At 64.5% G+C, this 23,694-nt stretch carries 9 protein-coding genes; all 9 read right to left on the bottom strand.

The features are described from left to right. Window positions 1–36: 36 nt before the first annotated feature. The gene (locus ACFRJ9_RS05605) at window positions 37–1,707 is read right to left on the bottom strand and encodes a protein kinase (protein ID WP_377665299.1); all 1,671 of its coding nucleotides are present in this window, start codon (window positions 1,705–1,707) and stop codon (window positions 37–39) included. Further along, window positions 1,704–3,500, bottom strand: coding sequence for an FHA domain-containing protein (locus ACFRJ9_RS05600; protein ID WP_377665297.1), 1,797 nt, complete (start codon window positions 3,498–3,500; stop codon window positions 1,704–1,706). The genes ACFRJ9_RS05605 and ACFRJ9_RS05600 overlap by 4 nt, the downstream gene beginning before the upstream one ends. After that, window positions 3,487–4,395 carry a PP2C family protein-serine/threonine phosphatase gene (locus ACFRJ9_RS05595; RefSeq protein ID WP_377665295.1) on the bottom strand — a complete coding sequence of 303 codons (909 nt, stop codon included), beginning with the start codon at window positions 4,393–4,395 and terminating at the stop codon, window positions 3,487–3,489. The genes ACFRJ9_RS05600 and ACFRJ9_RS05595 overlap by 14 nt, the downstream gene beginning before the upstream one ends. Further along, complete coding sequence (locus tag ACFRJ9_RS05590; protein WP_377665293.1) at window positions 4,392–5,978, bottom strand: RDD family protein; 1,587 nt, start codon at window positions 5,976–5,978, stop codon at window positions 4,392–4,394. Before ACFRJ9_RS05590 ends, ACFRJ9_RS05595 begins: the two co-directional genes overlap by 4 nt. After that, complete coding sequence (locus tag ACFRJ9_RS05585) at window positions 5,968–8,454, bottom strand: transglutaminaseTgpA domain-containing protein (RefSeq protein WP_377665291.1); 2,487 nt, start codon at window positions 8,452–8,454, stop codon at window positions 5,968–5,970. The genes ACFRJ9_RS05590 and ACFRJ9_RS05585 overlap by 11 nt, the downstream gene beginning before the upstream one ends. Next, complete coding sequence (locus ACFRJ9_RS05580; RefSeq protein WP_377665289.1) at window positions 8,451–9,863, bottom strand: DUF58 domain-containing protein; 1,413 nt, start codon at window positions 9,861–9,863, stop codon at window positions 8,451–8,453. The genes ACFRJ9_RS05585 and ACFRJ9_RS05580 overlap by 4 nt, the downstream gene beginning before the upstream one ends. Before the next feature lie 92 nt (window positions 9,864–9,955). Next, the gene (locus ACFRJ9_RS05575) at window positions 9,956–10,927 is read right to left on the bottom strand and encodes an AAA family ATPase (RefSeq protein ID WP_377665287.1); all 972 of its coding nucleotides are present in this window, start codon (window positions 10,925–10,927) and stop codon (window positions 9,956–9,958) included. Between the two features lie 61 nt (window positions 10,928–10,988). Further along, entirely contained in the window at window positions 10,989–17,084 is a 6,096-nt protein-coding gene (locus ACFRJ9_RS05570) for an Ig-like domain-containing protein (RefSeq protein ID WP_377665284.1), read from the bottom strand. Window positions 17,085–17,334: 250 nt separating this feature from the next. Next, window positions 17,335–23,451 carry an Ig-like domain-containing protein gene (locus tag ACFRJ9_RS05565; RefSeq protein WP_377665282.1) on the bottom strand — a complete coding sequence of 2,039 codons (6,117 nt, stop codon included), beginning with the start codon at window positions 23,449–23,451 and terminating at the stop codon, window positions 17,335–17,337. Between the last annotated feature and the right edge of the window lie 243 nt (window positions 23,452–23,694).

The raw sequence follows: 23,694 nt of genomic DNA, 5'->3' as shown, positions 1-23,694 counted from the left end.
CCTCCTCAGTGTGCGGTGTATAAGTTTCATGAGCCGCTACGAATCCAGGCAAGCGATGGATTCCGGGCCGGCCGGCGACGCCGCACCGTCGGAGCGGACGATAATGACCTGCACGCAGATAGGCGGCTCGCCGTTACCGGAGACGAAGGTGGTGGTGGTCAGGGACGTAGCGTAGGTGCCTTCGGATTTGGCCGTCTTTTGCCGCCACTTGTACGTGTCGCCTTCCCTGGGCTGCGGGTTCGTCCACGTGAACGCGATGATGTTGGGATCCTTGGGCGTCCGCGCCGCGGTCAGGCCCACGACGTCGGGCACTGTGCCGCTGTCCAACGCGTCCGCTGGCGGCTTGGACGCAGTTTCACTCGGCGCCACCTTGGGCTGGGCCGAAGAACCCAGGACCATGCCCACCACGACGGCGACCACCAGGACCGCTGCGCCGGTTGCAGCCAGCCACAGGTTGCGTTTGCTGTGGTCGGCTGCGGGGGTCTCTTCCGGAGCACCCGCCGCCGGAGCCGCCGAACGGTTGACGGTGGCTGCGAGCTCGTCAGGCGTTGCGGCCTGCCAACCGCGCAGGACGGTTGACTCCGCAGGATCCGGATCGGTGACACCGGGTTGCGGAGCGTGGAACTGCGTTGGCGCGGAGTAGGGCTGCGCGGGCGGGTTTTGGACCGGCTGCGGGTTGGCTCCCGGGACTGTGGAGGGGAACGTTCGTGCCGGGAAGGTGGGTGCCGAACCGGTGGTGGCCGTGCCCGAAGCGTCGGGATCAATTGCTGCGATGCTGCGGACGCGGGTTTCCTCGAAGGTGTCGTCCGGATGTTGTTCATCGCCGTGGCCTGGCTCTTCGAGCACTTCGAACGGCGTAACGGAGAGGTTCAGTTCGGTCTGGATCCGCTGCAGTGCCAGGGCGAAAGCGTGGGCCGACGAGTAGCGGGATTCCGGGGACTTGGCCATGGACGTCGCAAGGACCAGCTCCAAGGACTCCGGGACGTCGGCACGGCCAAGCCTGGGCAGGGCCGAATTGGTGATGCGGGCTATGAGTTCGCGCTGTGAGTTGTCCTGGCCGGGAAGAACGAACGGCGAGCGACCCGCCAGCAAGGTGTACAGCGTGGCGCCCAACGCCCAGATATCCACGGGAACGCCATCCACGGCTCCACCACGGAACTGTTCCGGCGGCGACCACGGGATGGACATGCCGGCGTCGTCCTCGGTGTCTGCTCCGATGGTGCCGGAGATGCCGAAGTCCGTCAGTGCGGGACGGTTGTAGTCGGTGACCAGGATGTTGGCGGGTTTGATGTCCCGGTGCACGATCCCTGCCCGGTGGGCGGTCTCGACGGCGGATGCCACCTGGATGCCGACCGCGAGGACCTCGTCCACGCTGAAGCGCTGGCGGCGGTAGCGCACGTCGAGGCTCGGCCGGGAGCAGTACTCCATGGCGAGGTACGAGTGTCCGTTCTCCGTGATTTCGGCCTCGAAGATCGTCACGATGTAGGGGTGCGAGGACAGTTGGGCCATCAGGTTCGCTTCGGACTCGAAGCGGCGGCGTGCCCCTTCGGTCTTCAGGTCCGACAGCAGCACTTTGACGGCCACTTTTCGGCGGGGACGGTCCTGCTCGTAGAGGTACACGTCAGAGAAGCCACCGGAACCCAACAGGCTGATGTACTTGAAACCCGGGATGGGTGGTGGCGGCGCGGGGGGCCTCTTGGAACTCAAAGAATCTCCTCGAAACGCAATGAAATATCGTCGCCCAGTTCAGCGATGTCGCCGTCCAGCAGGATGGCCATCTCGTTTTGGGCGAGCCGTCGGGGGGCTTGGCCTTCCCGGATGAGCACGGTTCCGTTGGTTGCTTTGAGGTCGCACAGCATGACGTGCCATCCTTCCAAGCGAACCTCCACATGGGAACGGGAGATGTCCCCGCCTGGACTGTCCACTTGGACAAGCCGGGGCATCGTCCCGCCCTGGACACGGGAAACCGAGGGTTGCCGGCCGATGATGAGGGACTGCTCCAGATCGATCAGCTCACCCGTGGAAACGCGCATGCGGCCCAGGCGCGGACGCGGGACGTGGACGGCGTCGCCCGAGACTGCCAGCCCGCACACCGAACACAGAGGGTACGTCGGCGGGTTGGCATGCCCTTGGGAGCACACTCGTGCTAAAACACTGGGGCCGTTGACGGCCGGTGTGTGGCCTGCCTCGACGCCGGTCCCTGCAGGCGACGACTCATCATCGGGGAGACTGCTTTTCATGATGGTCTGGCCATCGTGATCGGCATCCTCGCCAGCTGGCTCACGCGGCGGAAGCGAGGGAGGTTGCGGGAGGGGCACCGTGCCGACGCGCGGGGGTTCACCTGCTTCGGGCAATCCGGGGCTGCTGCGGAGCCAAGGGACCGAGTCGATCAAGCCCGGAGCCGGCGCGACGGCGGAGGACCAGGGGGCGGGTCCGTCACCCTCTGCTGCGGCGACCGGAGCTTGGACTGTGCTAGTTGGCTCTGGCGCAACCGGCTCTGGGGTAACCGGCTCTGGGGTAACCGGCTCTGGGGTGACCGGCTCTGGGGCGGCGGGCATTTGGGGTGCAGGCGCATCGTGCTGATCGGACTCTTCGTCCAGCCGCACAGCCGCGTCCTCGATGTTGCGCATGACCGTCTTGTCCCACAGATGGTCATAGTTGGTGGTGTTTTCCAACGAGGGAAGCACCGGGTCCGTGGTGCTGGTGTGAACCGGAACGTCCGAGGCTTCCGCAGGCGTTTCTTCAACGTCACTGTCCGCAGCGGGTGCCGGATCTTCAGCGGGGCCAGCCGAGGCAGCAGGTTCCGGGACCAAATGCCCCGGAGCAATGGTCAGGCCAAGATCGGCTTCCTTGTAGTCGATCATGGTTTCATCGGAAGCCGGGCCGGACATCCGCGGCTCTTCCGAGGCCGCAGCTGCGGGATGGATCGCCGGGACGCCGTCAATAGGAGGCGCTGAGGAGACCCCGACATCGAGCGACGCCAGCAACACCACGCCCTCAGTCAACGGCAAGCTGTTCAATGACGAGCTGTTCAATGACGAGGTGTTCAATGGTGAGGCGTTCAGGGGCAGGCTGCCACCCGCCGTCGGGAGCCCCGACGCCGAAGCAGTACCGGCTTCAGCTCCGATGCGGACACTGTAGGACGTGGCGTCCGGCAGGCGACGTTCAGTCCAGGTGGTGACATCGCGACCGGACAGGCGCTCTTCGCCTTGAGCAAACTGCACCGCAAGTTCGAGGTCGCCGCGGAGGAACACGCGCAGGGCGCCCTTGGAGTCGATGATGCCAAAGGGCGGGATGCGGCTGAGCGAGACGCCAAAGGCCTCAGTTACCTCGTGGAGGACCTCATGGGCCTCGGGGGCGGAAGCAAGCAGCTCCCAGACGGTGTCGATCAAGGCGTGGGGAGTATCCGGGCCAAGGAGCACCACGGTTCCGTTGCGCACAACCCCGAACCAATCGCCCTGCTGGTACCGGGCGGGTGAAAGGCGGTTAGGGCTTTCCATCGGCACCTCCCTCCTGGTCGGTCCCGGTGACCCAGGCCCGCGGGAGCGTGTCTTCTTCAACCTCGTGCACCGCCTCCGGACGGGGTGCGGTGGTGGCGATGCCGGCGTCGTTCAATACGTTCTTGGCGTCAACCACAATCACCGTGACGTTGTCCCGTCCGCCGCTGCGCAGCGCAGACTGGATCAAGGCATCCACCGCATCCTGCGGATGGGCGACTGTGCTGAGGATCCGGAACATATGGTCATCGCCCAACTCGCCGTTGAGCCCATCCGAGCAAACCATCATCCGATCGCCCTCCTGGATGGGAAGCAACCAGAAATCGGCCTCTGTCTCATCGCCGGTACCAAGGGCACGCGTGACCACGTGGCGCCGTGGGTGAACGGCGGCCTGCTCCGCAGTGATATCTCCCGAATCCACCAACTCCTGCACCTCCGAGTGGTCCACGCTGACCTGCGCGAACTCGCCTTGGCTGAGCCGGTAGGTGCGGGAGTCGCCGATGTTCATCACCAGCCAGTACGGCAGGCCCATCTGCTCCACCACCACAACACCGGACAGCGTGGTTCCCGCGCGGGCATTCGTTGCGTTGCGGATGCTTGCATCGGCCTTCAGCAGGCAAGCCTGGAGGTCGGCTGCAGAAGCCGTCCGGACACCCGATGCCAGTTCAGGGGCACTGCCCAGAGTACGGACGCACATGCCGCTGGCAATCTCACCGGCCTCGTGCCCGCCCATGCCGTCGGCTACGGCGAAGACCGGATCCGAGGCGATGAATGAATCCTCGTTCAATTCGCGTCGGAGGCCGCGGTCCGTTCCATAGCCGTAACTGAGGCGGAAGGACGAGCCGCCCGCAGCAGGACCGGCATCGGTATTGGCAGGTGTGGCCGGCTGTGAGTTCATGCTTGTCCTAGGTGGAAGGAACGGTCTCCGAAGTGAACAGTGGAGCCGGGACGGACAAAGACTGCTTGGCCCGGATGGAGCCGGGTCTGGATGCCATCGGGGGTGGTCACGGCGCTGCCGTTGGTGGAATTGCGGTCCGCCACCCACACGCCGTCACCGTCAACCCGCAAGTGCAAATGGGTTTTGGAGATTGACCTGCCGGGATCTGTCACGGGCAACAACTGTTCCACGGCTTCCCCTGGTTGCGGGGCGGGGTTCCTGCCGAGCAGGACGGTCCCACCGAGCTGGACGTCCTGGCCATCATCCACCTGGATGCGCAGCACTGCCTGCGCGCGGGCCGCTCCCGGTCGCATTTGGGTGCGTTCCAGGTCCTCGTCCGGGTGGGTGGCAAGGCCCGGCTGCGGCGGGACGGGGGTGGCTTGCTGGACGGGGGTGGCTTGCTGCTGCTGAATGATGGCAGCAGGTTCTTGTGCCGCCGCAGGAGTTGGACGCGGAGCGGTGGGCGGGCGCCACTGGTTGGGGTCATGCGAAGGCTGCACGGCGGGTGCGGCAGGGGTGGGCTGCGCAGGAGCGGCGTGTCCGGCACCGGGTGGCAGACCCGAGGACAGCGGCGCCGGACTCGTGGTTAGTGGTGAGGGACCCGTGGGTACTGGTGAGGGACCAGTGGGTACTGGTGAGATGACAGGCCGAACGGGTGGCAGGTCCATGGGCGCGAAGCTGTACGGTCCCTGGATGCCTCCCGTAGCCACGGGGTTGCGACCCGAGTGAACGTCGAAAACCAAGGCTTTCGCTGCCTTGTCCTGCCAGCCGCGGAGCTTGCCGTTGGTGTCCCACGCGTTGGAGACCACCACCAGGACGGCCCACACGACCCCAAGGAACATCAGGGGAAGCCCTATCCACAGGACCAGCCCCATCAGGCCGAGGGCGGACAGGACGACGGCGACGATGACCCCGAACAGCAGGACTCCGCCGGTGACAATGCCGCGGACGAAGACAACGCCTGCCCCCGGCGCGTAGCCGTCGGCGTCCGAGCTGCGGATCCCCATGAGCTTGTTGCCGATGGTGTTGCCGGACTTGGCTTCGAGGGCAAGGATGATGGCGGTGTACACCACGGTCACTCCCAGGCCAAGGCTGCCCAAGAGGACCAGCAGGCCGGTGTCGTAGACGATGAAACCATTCCGGCGGGTCTGGGTGATGCCCGCAATGCCAATGGCGAACGTGGTGGCAAGGACCGCAAGAGGGCCCAGCCAGTCCAGGACCGCTGCGCCCAGGCGTTTTCCAGCCGACGCCGGTACCAATTCAAGTTTGGTGGTCATAGCGGTCCCTCCCCCTGGCATTCCGTTCGCCGGGCCTATCCTCCCCGGCTGCACCGGCGACGACGGCGCCGACACTACCGAGATACTACCGGGATCGGGCAGGCCCTGCCGGGTTGCGAACTCCAGGGCAGCCTTCTGGGCATGGTTGACGTTGCGCTCTTTGCGGGCACCCCGGTTGTTCAGCGGAGACCCGCATTGGGTGCAGAACGCCGCACCGGGACGGACCGCGTGCCGGCAAGCAGGGCAGAGCTCGGCTTCACTGCTCATCGGCTTTACCTTTCCTGAAGGGCAAAGTGAAGCGACGGGCTCCCGGATCAGGCGCTGCCTGCTCGCGGCGCCGCAATGCCGCCCGGCCATCGGACAACAGGGACCGCGGCGAGAACCGCGCCTGTTGCCGCTTCCAGAAGCCGACGCTTCCAGTGATGTCCGTCAGCGACGAATCCACGATTTCCCAGTACTCCTTGACTTGTTCCTCGCTCGGCTGGACCGCCCCGAACACTGCGGCATCGGCCCGGTGGGCGAGCATCGTCGTCGTCGTTCCTGCGGTGGGAAAGGCATCAGCAATGACCGTGGCCGATTCGCGCCGCGTGGACTTGGTGTCGATCGAGGCCCCCATGTCAGTGGCAAGGCTCAACACTTCATTCCACCCACCGCCCACCCGCTGGGCGGGGTGGCCATCCCGGAAACGCGCCTTCCGGCGTCGTGCTTTCAACAGGAGGATCAGCAGCAAGGGCACGGCCAGGATCCCCAACGGAATCAGCGCAACCCCGATGGCCGCCAACAGCGGACCCCAGAAAAGCCAGGGGTTGTTCTTCTTCTCATCAGCGTCCAGGGCATCCGGCGTGGAGTCCGGCGGCAGGTCCGCGGGCTCCTGCGGCGGAGGCGGCGGCTGCAACACCTGCGGCTTGGGCTTGGACTTGTTCTCCGGGTCTGGAGGGATGGGCACGTTGTCCTTGGGCGGCGTGGGATCGAAAGATACCCAACCGACGCGGTCGAACGCCACCTCAACCCAGGCGTGCACGTCCTTACCGGTGATCTTGACGTCCCCGGCCCCGTTTTCGGGGCCCTTGGGATCCGGGTAGAAGCCCATGACCACGCGGGACGGAATACCCAAGTGGCGGAGCATGAGGGACATGGACACGGCATATTGCTCGTCATCACCCAGCATCTGCTTGGCCGACAACATGTTCCGGACGCGCGCTGCGCTGTGCCCCGGCAGGCTCGGAAGCTGACCGTCAGCCACCAGACCGTTACTGAACGCGCCACTCTTCTGGAAGTGTGCCTCGATCTGCCGGACGCGGTCGATGGCCGTGGGCGCATCAGCCGAGAGCTCATTGGCCTGGGACGCGACGATCGGCGGCACTTCCTCGGCCTCCGGCAGCGTGAGTTTCGCGAAGTCGTATTGCGTCAACTGGCCGTGCTCCAAGGTGCCGGGGTCCGAGACCTGCACTGTGTAGTGGTCGCCCTTGGCCAAGCCCTTGGTGGTCACTGCAGTATCAGTTCCGGCATTGAAGTAGAGCCCGGACGCGGCACCCGAACTATCGTCAAAGCTCATTCCGGTGGTGTGCCGGCCGCCAGGAACAAAGTAGCCCTGGTAGTCGTCGATGCTGATGTCCAGGGTGTAGTTGGTGCCCGTCACCGGGCTCCCGGAATCGGCCAGTGTGTTCAACGAACGGGCATCGCCTACCTTGCTGAAATTGCCGGAGCTGTTCGGGTCCATGGTGTAGTTCAAGCCGTTGAAGGCATCCAGGGCCGCGAGCCGCACGCGGGCGTCCTTGGGCAGGCCCTTGACCGTGAACAGGGTGCTGTCTTTTTCGTCCTTGACGAAGTTCCTGAAGCTGGCCAGCGGCGTAATGTAGTCCCGCGGGTCAAAGGGCGGGACGATCGTGTTGCGAAGCACTTTCCGGTCGTCGCTGGCGGTGACCAGGGGCGACGCGATGGCGGTAACGCCGACGGCCACGGCAATCACGGCGGCAGCAGTCCCCAGGCGGCGGAGCTGGCCGCGGCGGGCTGCACCGGCGTCGGAATCCGGCCTGTTGGCCGAGACGGTCCTGGTGCTCCGCTGGCGGAGTACGTCACGGCGGAACGTCGCCCAGACGATCGAGACAATGGTCAGCGAGACGCCGCGCTCCACGTTGAGGAAGCCGGCGCTGGTGCTGAAGGCGATTCCCGTCACGAAGAGGACCAGAACTGGAAGGAGCGGCCAGTACGGGCTCTTGAGCCGCCACGTGAGCAGGCCGGCGGCCAGTGCCGTCACCAAGGAACTGAGGAACGGCACAATAAGCATGCCGTTCGCCGTGCCCACAGGCACGCCTACAGTCAACATGTCCTTCCATGCGAAGACGACTCCCAACAGCAGTGTCCGCAAGGAATCGAGGCTTGGCAGGAACCCGAGGACGGCCGAATCCGGGACAGCCAAAGCGCTTCCGAACAGCATGTAGGCGCCGAAAGCGGTTGCCGTGGTGATCAGTAGTCCCAGGCGAAGGTGCGCGTTCAGGACTGCGATGCCCAAGCCGAGGAGCACGCCACCAAGACCTGCGATGAGGTAGTGCGGGTCTCCCCCGAAGCTCAGGGTGAAACCAAGGACGCCCAGGAAGAGGAGCACCACCAGTGCACAGCAGTCAACGGCGAAATGCCACAACGGGCGGCCGTCGGTGAAGGGCGATCCCCCGGTGGCCCGGTTCCTGGCGCGTGCCGATGTGGAGGCCCGCGGACGTACACGCAGGTTTGGCGCGGAGCTCATGCTGCCGCCTTTCGAAGAACAATGGCGAGGTCATCCAGGTCGCCCACCGTCAGGACAGTCAGGTCCGCAATGTTGGCCCTCGACGGCGCCGCGCCCGGCTGGACGCGAACGGCCAGGCTGCGGACCCCGGGCGGTACGGACGCGGAGGCCGTACGCAACTGCGTTGCCGTTACGTGGCTCCCCACCACGAAGAACACCACGGAAGCGTTCGGGACTGTATCGGAGAGCGTCCGGGCGAGATCGACGGCGGTCTTCCGCATGGGCGCACCGACAATCCGTGTGGTGTCGTCCAGGAGGTTGCGGCCGGTTTCACAGCGCAGCGGCCCCTTCTGGGTCAGGACATCCAAGTCACGCTGCTCGCGGATGGCTTGCCGCCCAATGGACGCCGCCACGGAGATGGCCAGCTCGAATTCCGGTTCGGAGTCGTACTCATCCGTATTGATGGACAGGGAAATGGCCAGGTGTGCCCGGCGAGTCTCCTCGAATTGGCGGACCATGAGCTTGTTCGTGCGTGCCGTGGTTTTCCAGTGGATGTGGCGGCGGTCGTCGCCGGGAACGTAGTCGCGCAAGGCGTGGAAGGACACATCGGCACTGGAAAGCTCGGTGGTGGGCATGCCTTCGAGGTCGCGGATGAAGCCTGCGGCCGAACTGCCCAACGAGACCGTCCGGGGATGAACGTAAAGATCCACGGGTTCGGTCCACATCACACGCCGGCGGAGAAGATGGAGGGGGTCTGCGCGTACTGAACGAACCGGGCCCACCACGATCACTGCACGCCGGGCCGTGGGGATGGTGAACAGGTCCTCGTGTACCTGCGCCGGCTTCATGCGGGGCAGGTGGAAGACGGCGGTGTTGGATCCGACAGGAAGCTCCAGGGCCGCCGGCAACAGGGGCCTCGTGGAAACGTTGGACACCGCGATGCTGCCCACGGCGTCATCCCCCACAGCAACGCGGGTACGGGCGAGGTCCAGGACCACGCCATAGGCCGAGCGGCCCACGATGAAACCAATGGCCAGGAGGAACAACAGGAACGCGACCATGGCAGCTGACTTGGCCTCCTGCCAACCCCACGCCTGCCCTGCCCACCACAGCCCGATCGCAGCGGCCAGGACCACCCAGCCGAGCAAACTGACCACGGACAGGACAGGCCACACGAACCGGAGCCACGCGGCGCGGACCTTGGCCCAGGCCGGTGAAAGGAACTCGCCGGCTGTACCAGCGGCTTCTGCCCAGACGGCGGCCGGGTGGAGTTTGCTGGGTGTGCCCGGCTTTCCCGTGGCACCGGGGCGCTTGCCGCGCTTGCCGGGGCGCTTGCCGGGGCCGCGCGTGGCGCGGATCTTGCCGCCAAGCGCAGACGCAGCGTGCTTGATGGAGTCAGCAGCCCTGTTCAGGGGTGTGCTGGAGGACATGTGCGGACCTTTGTTTGTGCCGGGGTGAAGGGTTGCCGATGAGGAGCGGACTGGACGTGGGCGTTCCGTGAACGCTGGCAGTGCTGTGCTGCTTATGCGCTGGTGCGTTGCTGCGGTGCTGCGACCTCGGCGAGGACGCGTGCCAGGACCACCTCGGGTGTCGCGCCGGAGAATTCAGCCTCCGGGTCCATCACCAAACGGTGAGTCCACACCACAGGGGCGAGTTCCTTGATGTCATCGGGCAGCACGAAGTTCCGTCCCTGTCCCGCTGCCCACACCTTCGCAGCGCGAACCATGGCCAGGGCGCCACGGACGGAAACACCAAGGCGTGTCTCCGATGCATTGCGGGTTTCCTCGCACAGGCGCGAAATGTACTCAAGAACGGCGGTGTCCACGTGGGTGGTGGCCGCAAGGTCCGCCATCTCAGCCACGGCCTGCGTGGTGATGAGCGGAGTCAGGTCCTTGGAACGGTCCTTGAGGTTGGCTCCGCCCAGCAGGCGCACGGTGGACGCGTGGTCCGGGTAGCCGATGGACGTCTTGATCAGGAAGCGGTCAAGCTGGGCCTCTGGCAAACGGTATGTGCCCGCCTGTTCGATCGGGTTCTGGGTTGCCAGGACCATGAACGGCCGGCCAGCGTCATACGTGGTGCCATCCACGGTGACGCGCGATTCTTCCATGACCTCCAACAACGCCGACTGCGTCTTCGGCGACGCACGGTTGATTTCATCGGCGAGCACGATGTTGTTGAACACCGGCCCCTTGTGGAACTCGAATTTCTGCGTCTTTTGGTCGTAGATAGTCACACCCGTCACGTCGGACGGCAGGAGGTCGGGCGTGAACTGGATGCGGTTGTGCGAACCCTGGACCGTCGCCGCCAACGCACGGGCAAGTGAAGTCTTGCCCGTGCCCGGTGCATCCTCAAACAGCACGTGCCCTTCGGCCAGCATCGCGGTGAAGGTCAGCCGGATGACGTGCTCCTTGCCGAGGACGGCTTTGCCCACGTTGGCAACGAGCTTCTCGAACGTTTCTGCAAACCACGCGGCCTGCTCGTTTGTCATGGTCATGGGGTGATCCTGTTCGTTGGGTAGGGAATGCGGGTGTGATTCTGATGGGCGGAGGGCATCGTCAGCATCCGCCAGGAGGCCGAGGTCCTGAAAGATCCACAGTGGTGGACTTGACGAACCAACCGTCCTTCGCGGAGCCCTGGAGCCGGTACCACGGAGTTCCGTTGCCGTAGATGTCCTTGGTGCAGTTGACGGTGATCTTGCCCCAAGAGCGCTCCACCCAACCCACGCCACATTTGGCGGGGCTGCCGGGCGTGTAACTATCCGACTGGCCGGGCTTGCCGGGGCAGGTCCGGACACTGCTGGCATCCACTTGGATTTGCGAGGCGGGTGGAGGTGGAGTGGGGTCATCGCCGCTGGTTGCGTTGACGTCACCGCTCGTGGGACCCGCCACCACAGTCACAGCCCGGACTTCCAGCCGACGTGTCTTGTCCCAGCCACCACCAGAGGCGTCAAAACTGTTGGCCTTGCCCACGCCAGTCCAGCCACCGCTGTCGAGCCGGACCTCGTAGTGGTCCAGTGCACGGCCGTTGGTGGCAGGGTTGTTCCATGTCCAGTGGACCTGGCCATCGCCCTTCGGAGACTTTCCGCCATTGACGTTCGGTGCATTGGGGGGCCCGTACGGGTTGCCTGTACCAATGGCCTTCGCATCGCCCGCCATGCCGTTCTTGACCGACGTAGCGATGATGTTCACCACCACGTTGGTACCGTTCGGCTGTCCGCCGATGTCACCGCCTCCTCGCCCGATGGGACCCGAACCTTGGGCAGTTTGCCAGCGATACGTGATCTCGTTGTCCTGAGACCCGTTTCGTTCAGCAGCTGTGAGCGGCGTGAAGGCGACCCTCAGCTGTCCACTGGTGCCGGTTGCCGTTACCGAGCCGCTGCCCACGGTGCCCGGTTTGCCCGCGGCCCGGATCGCAGCGGACTGCTGGCTAACGCCACTGACGCCGGCTTTGTTGGTCGCTGAGACGGTGAACGTGTAGTCAGCCTCGGAGTTTGCCACGGTGACGTTCTGGGAAGTAGCTGCTACCGATTGGGAACCCACCAAGGCCCCGCCACGGTACGTGGTCAAGGTGTAGGCAGATACTGCATCACCGTTGTTGTTGGGCGCCTTCCAGCTGACCTGCAACTGGCTTTGGGCACCCACGGATCCTGCGCCGGACACGGACGGGGCTGCCGGCGTTGCGGGTACGCCTGCCGGAGTTTCCGCAGCCGAGTACGGGCTCCATTCGGACGGTTCCTTGGCGTCGTTCCTGGCCAGGACGCGGACCTTGTAGGCCACGCCGTTCGTCAGGCCCGTCCACACATGGCTGGCACCGGTCAGGTTCTGGATCTGGGGATTTTGGCCAGCGGGCGCCGGCGAGATCTCAAGATCGTAGGACTTGATGGGTGAGCCCTTGCTGGCGGGAGGGACCCAAGCCACAGAGAGCTGCTTGTCCCCGAATTTCAGTGTTGGCGCCACCGGAGTGTCCGGCTTGACGTCCGGACGCACTTCCGCGGAAACAGGAGAACGCTCGGATTCGTTGATGGCGTTGGTGGCGGTGACCGCAAAGTGGTACTTCACGTTGTTGGTCAGTCCGGTCAAGGTGCAGGTGTTGGCGGGGCAGTCCTGTTTGAAGCCGTTCTCTCCGTACACGGTGTACTTGGTAATGGGCGAGCCACGGTCCGCCGGGGCGTTCCACGTCAGCAGGGCCGTCTGGTCGCCCACGCTCTGTGCAAGCGGAGTCGTTGGCGCAGCAGGCTTATCCTTGACGGTCAGTCGAATGCGGGCCGTAGCGTAACGTGACGTTTCGCCTGTCTTATCCTCTACCGTGTAGGCCACCACCATCGTGCCGGTGAAGCCGGCAGACGGCGTGACTGTCACATCGCCGTTGCTGAACTCGGCCCCGCCGTCGCCGGTTTCAGTCACGGCGGAGACGATCTTCAACGGCGTATCCGGGAACGGGTTGGAGTCGTTGGCCAACACGTTGACGGTGACGGGCTTTCCTGACTGCGCATCCGGCTCCACATCGTCATTGGCCACAGGCTTGGGCCTGTTGGAGGCTGTCAGGGAGAGCTTGTACGTGGCGAGTGCTTCCAGTCCGCGTCGGTCCTTGGCCTTCACCTGGACGGTGCCGCCTTGGCCGATCTGCACGGAATCTTCAGCGGAAACCTTAAGGGTTTTGCCGTCCACATTCACCCTGAAGCCGCCGGGGGCAGCACCCACCAGCTCATAGTTCATGTTCTGGACATCGTCAGAGTCGGGATCGGACGTCAGCTTCCCCAGATCCAAGCTGGCCGAGTCCCCCTTTGGCACCTCAAGATCACTGCCGAGCAGAACGGGCGGGTTGTTCTTGTTGGGATCCGGAAGCACCTTCGTGCGAATGCTGAGGGTTGACTTCAGTCCATTGGGATCATCAGGTCCGGTCCCGTCGGTGACCTCGAAGCTGATGGAGCCCGGACCCACGTATTCGGCGCCTGCCGTGTACTTGATGGCCGTGCCGCCGTTGGCAACAGGATCGCTGCCGTTGGCTCCGATGAGCTTGATGCGGTCGGTCTGCGTCAGGCGGGGTGAACGTCCGTCGCGGACCTTGACCCACTCTGCGAGATCCACTGTGACGGACTGCCCGGAGACAAGTTCCACCACTTCGTCCTTGGCGAGTGTCGGAACCTGCTGGCCGACGCCGGGTACCCAGATGATGGCCGTGGACTTCTGCCCGTCCACGTCCTCCACGGTGTAGGGCACCAGTTGGGGCTGCTCGGTGAGTTCAACAATCACGTTGCCCTCGGAACCTGGCCGAGCGGTCTCCAACTCAGTGCTGACTTTGAGGTTCTCCCCCACGCCGTCGGGATCTTCGTCGTTCTTGAGAACTGGAACATCCACGGCGGTCTTGCCGAGCGTTTGTGCCGAGGTCACGCGATCATCGCGCGCGATCGGCGCCTGAAGTGGAATGTCGTTCTTGACGATCACCCGGATGCTGGCCTGGCCCACTGCATCGCGGTCATCGGCCACGGAGTAGCGGACGTTGACGGTCCCCTCAGCGGCAGGCGCTGTCACCAGGATGCGCCCGCTAGTCTTGCTGACCTGCGCTTCCAGTCCGGCGTCCGCCTCTATGCTGTCCGTCAGGATCCGGATGATGTCGCCGTCAGGATCGGTGTCGTTGGCTGTCGCGTCCACAGCGATCTGGCGGCCGGGACGGACCTTGACTTCATCGTCCACAGGCGCGGGCTTCTGGTTGTCTTCCCCGCGCGGTGCGACGCCGACGGTGACCGTGCCGGTGTTGACCGCCCCTTGGCGGTCGATCACCTTGTACCGGAACGTATCGGTTCCCGCGCCGTCACCTGCGGCGACGAAGTCGATGAAGCTGCTGCCCGCCGTCGCGGTTCCCATGGTGGGCGTGCTGTCGATCCCGGTCAACTGGACCGAGTCGCCGTCGGGATCGATACCGTCCAGGGGTACCGGAATCCGGACGCTGCCGCCGGCCACCACCCGTGCAGTGAGGTTTTGCGGCTGCGGGCGCGAGTTTTGGGCGCCTTCCAGCGGCAGGATATGAATGGTCACGGCCGCGGCGCTCTTTTGCCCCTGCGGGTCAACTGCGTTGTAGATGGCGCGTACGGTCTTGGGCGTGGGTCCGGCGATGAAGCGCAGTGTCTTCTCGGAGACGAATGCCTTGCCGTCTTCCTCCGGGATGCTTTGCGCCAGCACCGGGTCTACGGACAGTTCCTCGCCTTGCGGGTGTGTGTCATTGTCCAGGACCGGAATAGTGACGACGTCGTTGACGCGCACGTTGACTTCGTCGGGTTTCGGTTGGGGAGCTTCGACGACGGCGGGGGCCGGCACCGGGACAACGCCCACCGTTCCGGTGGCTGAGGCGCGGCCGTTGGACATCGTGTAGCTGAAGACGAAGGGTTCCTTGGCGCCGAGGACGTCAGTGACGCGAAGGACGCTGTGATCGATCACGCTGACCGAAGCCGTGGAGCCATCGGGGACCGTGACGGACTGCAGGACCAGGACGCCACCGGAGGGATCCGAGTCGTTGGCGAGCGGATCCACCAGCACACTCCCGCCCACCGGCAGCAGGGCGACATCGTGGACGGCAACGGGGGCGCCGGCATCCTTGCCGGACTCCACGTCAACGCGGATCAGGCCTTGGCTGCTTTGGGGCCCGTTGCTGGCGATGTAGCTCAAGTAGACCGGGCCCGGGGTGGTGCTCCGGAAGGTGAAGGTACCGCCGTCGGTCACTGGGCCCAACTCGGCCGGACCTGCGGCCTCCACGTGGGCCACGCGCAAGGCGCCGCCGTTGGGGTCAACGTCGTTCTTCAACGGGGCAATGACCAGATCCTGGCCCACCACGGCGGTGACGTGGTCGGCGTTGACCACCGGCGCGAGCGCGCCGGGAGGCTGGACGTTCACCACGACGCGGCCCGTTGTGGTGGCGCGGCCGTCCCACACGGTGATCGTGACGTTCTTCTTGCCCGGGGCGGCCCCGGAATCCTGGTAGGTCAGCAGGCCGTCACGGCGGACCTTGACCTGGTCCTGATCGTTGTCGGCCTTGGCATCCAAAAGTACGAGGTCGTCCCCGTCCGGGTCCATCCAATCGGTCAGGATGTTCTGGCTGACCGACTTGCCCTGTTCCACCAGCATGGTGGTGGGCTCGGCCCGTTTGAAGAAGGGAGGCTTGTTCTCCTCCGGGGGCACCACACGGAGGGTGACTTTGCCGCCGGCGGACAGGCTTCGACCATCGGAGGCGTTGTAGTCAAAGACTTCCGTGCCCGGCTTTGCATCCGCCGGAACCTTGATCTGGAAGGCGGAGCCACCGTAGATGTTTTCGAGCGCCCCTGCTTTGGGGCCATTGGCGCCCACTGCCGCGGTGAGGACATCGCCGTCGGGGTCTGAGTCGTTGTCCAGGACGCTGAGGATGGACGTCCTGCCTGGCCGGACTCCAAACTCGTCAGGCTTGGTCTCGGGCGGGCGGTTCGGCTTGGTTCGATCCGGCAGCACGTTGATGGTGTTGTTGTCCGCGGACTCCTGGTCCTGGTCATCGGACTGGTTCTTGGGCGGGACAACATCGTCCCAGTTGTTCACGAGCTGCATGTTCTGGTTGACCAGCCACACGCTCCCGGAGTTCACGTCGTTGAGGACCACCAGGTCCCGGTTCACGCGGAAAACGTAGCTGGGAGATGCGCTGGCTTTAGGAACGTCGTTCTTCTTGTCGTCAGCGTCGTTCTCGCAATCGCGAACGTACTTGTTGGCACCTGCCCAGGCAGCGTGAACGCATTTGTTGACCTGGACGGGTGCTGCCGGCACACCTTCGCCATCCGCCGTAACGGTTGCTGCGGTAGAGCCGTCCAAGGGCTGCTTCAGCAGGGCCTTGCGGGTAGCGATGGCAACAAAACTGCTGTCCTCGCTGCCCTGCTGGAGCTTGGCTTCGCGGGCATCCTGCAACTGGAGCTTGCGGCCGCCGGGGAGGAAGAGGTTTCCCGAGGCGGCATCAAGTACTACGGGCTTGTCACCTACCACGGCGATCTGCAGGTCGCCGGAGCCCTTGAGCTCGTCCACCTTGGTGACCTCGGAGTTGATCCGCTCGCCTTCGGCATCAACGGTGGTGACAGTTATCTCGCCCTTGCCAGGGTCCGCCGTGTAGATGCGGTTGTCGTGGCCCACCGCCGAAACCATGCCCTGGTCGCCCGTCAGAACCGGCTCAGTTCCTTCTTCGTCGAATCCGTTCACAGTGGAAGGCGACAACGCCCACACTTTGCCCCGCGCCGGGTCAGTGACTGCGAGGACCGTGGAGCCATAGCTGACTTGCGAGGACGACGGCAACTGCTTGTCGCCGCCCAGCTTCAGGTTGGCGGCCGAAACCTGGTTGATGGTGGAGCCGGATTCGTCGTCCACGAAAACGTTGCCGTCATGCTGCAAGACGTCGAACGTGGTGGTGGCCGGGGTTACGGCGCCATCCAGAACACGTGAAGGGTAGTTCAGCCGCCCCACGGCATTCTTGGTCTTGCTCACAACCCACACGCCGCCGTCGTTCAAGTCCACTTCGGTGGTCTTGAATCCCGGATACAGCACGGCGCCCGCAACGAGCACGGCGCCCGCCGCGGTCACAGCAACACCCGATATGAGTTTCTTGTGTTGACGCTTTTTCAGCCCCAGCTTGCCGAAGAAAGTTGTCACAGCCCCAAAATTCCCTTTGTGTACAGCCGCTCCCTGGCAGCTTCCAGGCCAACCGGCATGTGCCGGCAGCCGTGCATTCCGCAGTACCCCCATACAGCGGCGGAATTTTCAGTCCCTAAGACTATCCCACGCGCCAGACGGCCCGCCAAGGAAAGCCGAGACCCGGCTATCCAATGGCTTTGACAGCCTACTGTCTTTGCGTCGCGGGGCGCGATGGGGACAACTACCCTTCGGTTGGGCCCCGTAACAGTCAACACGCGGGTGCTCCGATGCCAACTGGGTCCGGAAGGTTGGTGTGACCTGCGATGATGTACCGGCCCACGTTGCGGTAGGAGCCGGATTCGATGCGCCACCATCGGTGCATACCGGTCCAGTTATCTGTTTGGTCAATGTAACAACGCACCACTATCGCGCCCTGATCGGCGGAAGCCATCCACGGTGGGGTGTTGTTGCTTTGGCCGTCACATGTGAACTTCTTGGGGTCGTAATTGGCCCCGCCCCGGGTAAAGCTGCACGACCGGACTACCGCCCCCGGGTTCATCGTGGTGGTCCACTGACCTTCGCGCCCGGACTTCGCGCTGGCCGTCGCAATACCCCCGCCCGTGCCGAGGGAGTTGAAAGTTTGCACGCTGATACTGTGCGGCTCTTCCCAGCCGGCAGTGTTGATAGTGCGGCTGCCCGAGGCGCCCACCGTTTCCCAGCCACCGCCGTCGATCTTGATCTTGGTCGTCTTGACATCGTTGGTGGATGTTGATGGCGAGGACCAGTTGAACACCACGGACCTACTGTTGACAGCCCCGTCAGCGCCCGAGGCCGACGGCGTGCCCGGCGAGCCGAAGGGGGTTGTTGTCGCGGGGGCGCTTGCATCCGAACTGGGTGCCACCGAGGACTGGGCCGTTACGGTGACGTTGGTCGTCTGGCCGTTGGCGAAGCCGCCAACGGTCTGGCCCGGCTGGATGGGGCCGGAACGGCCGCCAGCGGAGTACGTGTAGCTGACTTCGTTGGCCTTGGACCCGTTCCGCTGACCAGCACTTAACGCGGTGAAGTTGATGGTGATCTGGCCGCCGGCGGCCCCTGTGTTGGCCGCCGTCGCGCTGAGGTTGCTGACGGTCCCCAACTTGCCAGTGGCCCGCCTCGGAGCCGACGCCGCACCCACAGCGCCCTTGCCGGCTTTGTTCTCGGCCTGCACAGTGAAGGTATAGGCCGCCTCGGAGTTGTCCGCCTTGAACGTGGCGGTTCGGACATTCCCGGGAACGGTTTGCGTCTGGATGGCGCCGGTCCCGCCACTCATGGTGACGTAGTAATTCTTGATGGGGTCACCGTTGATGTCAGGTTCTGCCCAGTCGGCCCTCAATTGGTTCTGCGAACCAACGGAAGATACGACGGCGGTGCTGGGCGCCGCCGGGGCGCCCGGGATACCGGCAGGGTGGTCCTCCGCGGAGTAGAGACCCCAATCCGAAGGTCCGAGATCGTTGACGGCCTGGGCCCTTACCTTGTACTTCACGCCATTGGTGAGCCCGGGCCAGGTGTAGCTCAGCCCGGTGACATCGTTCTTGACCGCGATGCCGCTGGCAGGCGGGGGTGAAATCTCCAGGTTGTAGTGCTTCACCGGGGAGCCTTCGGTCTTCGCCGGGGTCCAGGTGATGGCCAGGTCCTTGTCGCCGGCTTTGACTGTTGGAACGTCCGGCGGCGAAGGCTTCTCATCGGGCCGGATCTCGTTCGACGGCACTGACGGCTGGGACTCGCCTACCTCGTTGGTAGCCGCCACAGTGAAGACGTACTTCACGTTGTTGGTCAGGCCGGTGAGGGTACACGTTGTTGTGGGGCATTCCTGCAGAAATCCTGCAGCCTTCACCGTGTACTTGGTGATGGTCGCACCGTTGTCCGACGGCGGCGCCCACTTAAGCACGGCTGTCCGGCTGCGGACGTCAGTGGCAACAGGGGCCGAGGGTGCGTCCGGTTTGTCGCGCACCGTGATGCGGACCCGGCCCACGGCTTGCCTGCCGGGATCATCCGTCTTGTCCTTGATGGTGTACCTCACCACCAGGACTCCCTTGAAACCGTCAGCGGGCGTCACTGTGATCGAGTCCCCTGAAGTGCCGGGCGTGCCGGAGGCGCTTCCTGTCTCCACCACGGCGGACACGATCGTCAGGGGTTCGCTGAAGGGATTGAAGTCGTTCCCCAGCACATTGACCGTTTGCTGCTTACCGGCATCGGCCTTTTCCACCACGTCGTCGTTGGCTGCCGGAAGCGGTCGGTTGGAAGAAACCACCGTAACGGTCACAGCCGCACGGACAGGCTCGGACCTACCGTCGGTGACCTTGACGGGGAACGTGCCGCGCGCTCCCGCATTGAGCGAACCGCCCGGGGTGACCTTCAGGACGGTCCCCTCGATCCGCGCGTCGAATCCGCCGGGCTGCGCGCCGTCCAGTTCAAACGTGAGTTTGCCTTGGTCCTGTTCATCGACGTCCGCGGCGAGGTTGGCGAGATCCAATTCGGCGGTGTCGCCCTTGGGTGCCTCGATCGCAGCGCCGCTGAACGTAGGAGGATGGTTCGCGTTGGGATCCGGGAGCACCTTGGTGAGGATGGTGAGCGTGGATTTGAGGCCGTCGGAGTCGTCCGGTCCGGTTCCGTCTGTCACTTCGAAGGTGATGGAACCAGGACCCACGTAATCGGACTGCGCCGCATACCGGAGGGCCGTACCGTCTCCAGTGATAACGTTCGTGGAGTCTCCGCCTTGAACACGGATCTTGTCCGCAACCGTGATGCGCGGCTGGCGGCCTTCGCGCACCTTCACGTACTCCTGCAGGGCGAGCGTGATTTCATCCCCGGCGGTGATCTCCACGACGTCGGTCTTGGACAGCGTGGGGTACTGAAGGCCCTGGCCGGGGATCCACATGACCGCGGTGGCGGACTGGCCATCAATGTCCGTGACCGTGTAGGGAATCAGCTGATCCTCGGGCACCAACGTCACCACCACGTTGCCTGAGGTCCCCACCCGGGCATTCGGGTTTCCGTCCGGCAGCGAAATCTTCAGGTCCTCGGCAACGCCGTCGGGATCGGAGTCGTTCTTCAGGACCGGGACATCCACAGCACTTTTGCCCAGTGTCTCGGCCAGAGTGATCCGATCGTCCACCGCCAGCGGCGCATGAAGGGGCGCGGTCGGGCTTGTCTGGACGCGGATGACCGCGCTGGCTTCGGCCTTCTTATCGTCCTGGATCCGGTAGCTGACGCTCTCGATTCCGGCGGCGCCGGGCACAGTGAGGACTACCTTGCCTGAAGCGGCTTCGAGCTGCAGCTCAGGCTTTGCCTCGAACGACGGCACCAAGCCGATGGGATCGCCGTCGGGATCTGAGTCGTTCTTCAAAGCATTAACGGCAACCCGGCGGCCGGGACGGACATCGATGACGTCGTCCACAGCGATCGGCTTCTGGTTGTCAGCCTCTATTGGCGCGATGCCCACGATCACCGTGCCGGTGTTTTCTGCACCGATGCGATCGCGGACGCGGTAACTGAAAGTGTCTGTTCCGGCGGCCCTGCCCCCGGCTGTGAACTCAAGATAACCGTCGCGGAGAACAGCTGTTCCCAGTGCGGGCGCTTTGTCGATGCCAATGAGTTGGACTGAGTCACCATCGGCGTCAATCCCGTCCAGGGGCACAGGTATCTTCACCGTCATGCCGGCAACCACCCGGGCCGTGAGGTTCCGTGGTTCCGGTCTCGTGTTCGTGGCATCGTCGCGAGCCCGGACCCGGATGGTGACCTGCTGTGAATCCGTCTGGCCGGAGGCATTGCTGACCTTATATATCGCGTAGACCGTCTTCGGTTCTTCGCCTGCGATGAAACGCAGCGTGTTCCCTGCCACGAACATCCGGCCATCCGTTTCGTCCGGTTGCTGGGCCAGGACGGGGTCGAGGGTGAGGTCTCCCCCGTTGGGATCCGAGTCGTTCTCCAGGACCGGAATCGTCACTACATCTCCGACGCGAACCGTCACCTCATCCGGTTTGGCCTGCGGGGCCTGAAGCTTGGTGGGCGCAGGGACCACCTGGACGGAGATGTCTCCGGTGGCTGAGCCCTTGCCGTTGGAAATCGTGTACGTGAGCGAGAGCTGCCCTTGGGCACGGATGTCGGTGATCTTAACCACCGAATGGTCCAGGACAGCAACGCTGACCGGGAGTCCGTCCGCCGCTGTGACCGACTGGACCACGAGGACACCACCGGCAGGGTCCGAGTCATTGCCCAGCACATCCACCACGGTGCTTCCACCCGTCGGCAGCAGGGCGATATCCCGGACAGCCACCGGTGCGCCGTCGCTGTTGCCGGACACGACGTCCACCCGAACCAACTGCTGGGCACTCGCCGGGCCGTTGGTCACCATATACGTGACGTAGTGGACGCCCACTGCCGCCGAATTGAAGGTGAACGTCTGCTGGTCGGGTCCCACCACCGCCGTCGACTGCCCATCCGGTTGGGCCTGCGCCAGCCGCAGCGTACCGCTTTGGGGGTCGGTGTCGTTCTTGAGCGGAGCGATCACGGTGTCCTGGCCCGCGACCGCCACCACGTGGTCAGCATTGGCGATCGGCGGCAACGCACCAGGAGCCCGGACGTCGACGCTGATGCTTCCCTGCGTAGTGAGGGAGCCGTCCGAGACACTCACAGTCAAAGTCTTCCGGCCCGGCCCGGCGCCCGAGTCCTGGAAGGTGAGCAAGCCATCCGGCCTGATCCGAACCTGGTCTGCCGGATCGCTGCTGGAGACGGCGACGGCAAAGATGTCGTCGCCGTCGGGATCCGTCCAATCGCTGAGCACGAACTGGTTGGCGAGCTTCCCCGACTGGACCACCAGCGCGTTGTTGCGGTTCGGCTTGGGTTGAGGTGCGTTGTTTTCCTCGGAGGGAACAATCCTCAAGTCCACGTCGGCGGCCCCCGTGCCACCGCGCCCGTCATCCACCGAGTACTTGAACGTTTCCGAACCCGTGGCACCGGCCGGTACCGCGATTTGGAATCCCGTGCCGCCGTAGACGGCTGATAAGACGCCCGACTTGAGCGGCTGGCTGGTGCTGACAGTGAGAACATCGCCGTCGGCGTCGGCGTCGTTATCAAGGACCGGAAGGATGGTGGTCTTGCCGGCCCGCACCCCGAATGCGTCCGGCTTGGCCACGGGTGCCGTGTTGGGTTTGCTTCGGTCCGGGAGGACTGTCTGCTGGACTTCGTCCGCAGAGTCCTTGTCGGCGTCGTCCGAGGTCTGCTGCGGCGGGATGACGTCATCCCAGTTGTTGACCAACTGCATGTTCTGGTTAACCATCCACACGTTGCCGGAGTTGACGTCGTTCAACACCACCAGATCGCGGTTGACCCTGAAAACGTACGACGGCGATGCACTCGCCTTGGGAACGTCGGACCGCCGGTTGTCAGCCTCGTTGCTGCATTCGCGGACGTATTTGTTGGCCCCGGACCAGGCGGCGTAGGTGCAGGAGCCCACATGTACCGGCGCTGCCGGCGTTCCCTGGCCGTCGGTTTGGACGGTCTTGGCCGTGCCGCCGTCCAAGGGCTGCAGGAGCAACGCCTTGGGCGTGGCGATTGCGACGAAATCCGCGGCGGGGCCACTCTGCTGGAGCTTGGCGTCCCTCGCATCATCAAGATGCACTTTGTTGCCGCCGGGCAGCACGATGTCTCCAGTTGCCTCATTGAGGACCACAGCTTTCCCGCCCACAGCGGCCAGCTGGACCTCCCCGCTGGCCTTCAGCGCATCGTCAGTCCGGACCTGTGAGTCCACGGATTTGCCGTCAACGTCTACCTTCGTGGCAGTGAGGCGCCCGGTTTTCGGGTCCAGGGTGTGGATGGTGTCGTCGACGCCGACCACCGAGGCCACCCCCGGGGACTGTTCAAACAACGGCTCCGACTCATCACTGAATCCACCGATGGACGTTGGTGACACGGCCCAGACCTTGCCCTTGGCTGGATCGGTGACTGACAGGACCTTGTTGCCAAAACTGACCTCGGCAGCGCCAGGCAACTTCTGGTCGCCACCCAGGCGCATGTTTGCTGCACTGACCGGGTTGATGGTGCCGCCGTCGGCATCATCAATAAAGACGTCACTGGCCTGCTGAAGGATATCGAAATCGGTGCTGGCCGGGGTCACCGCGCCGTCCAACGACTTGGAGGGATAGTTGAGCCGACCGGCAGCGTTCTTCGACTTGCTGACTACCCAGACGCCGCCATCGTTGAGGTCCACGTCCGTGGTCTTGAAGCCCGGGTAGAGGATGGCGCCCGTTACCAGGACGGCTGCCGCGGCAGTAAATGCAGCGGCAGTCAGAGTCCTCCGCCGGCGATTCGTGGCACGGCGTTTCCCGGAGCCCTCGGGCAGAGCCATCCCACATTCCCCCCACTATTAGGAAGCCGGCGCCGCATCCCGCGGCCATCACGACACAAACAACCCCTAGACTACCGGGTTAATCCATCGATTTGCTAAGCCGCTGCGGTGCGCTCCCTCACATCCCACCGCCTCCCTACCGACCCTCTCCCACATCCCACTGCCTCCCTACCGCCCCTCTCCCACATCCCACCGCCACCCACCAACCCTCTCCCACATCCCACCGCCACCCACCAACCCTCT

The sequence above is a fragment of the Paenarthrobacter sp. NPDC056912 genome (genome assembly GCF_042786555.1).
GTDB lineage: Bacteria > Actinomycetota > Actinomycetes > Actinomycetales > Micrococcaceae > Arthrobacter.
Note: the sequence above shows the minus strand (reverse complement) of the source record. Positions and strands in the feature narration are given on the sequence as shown.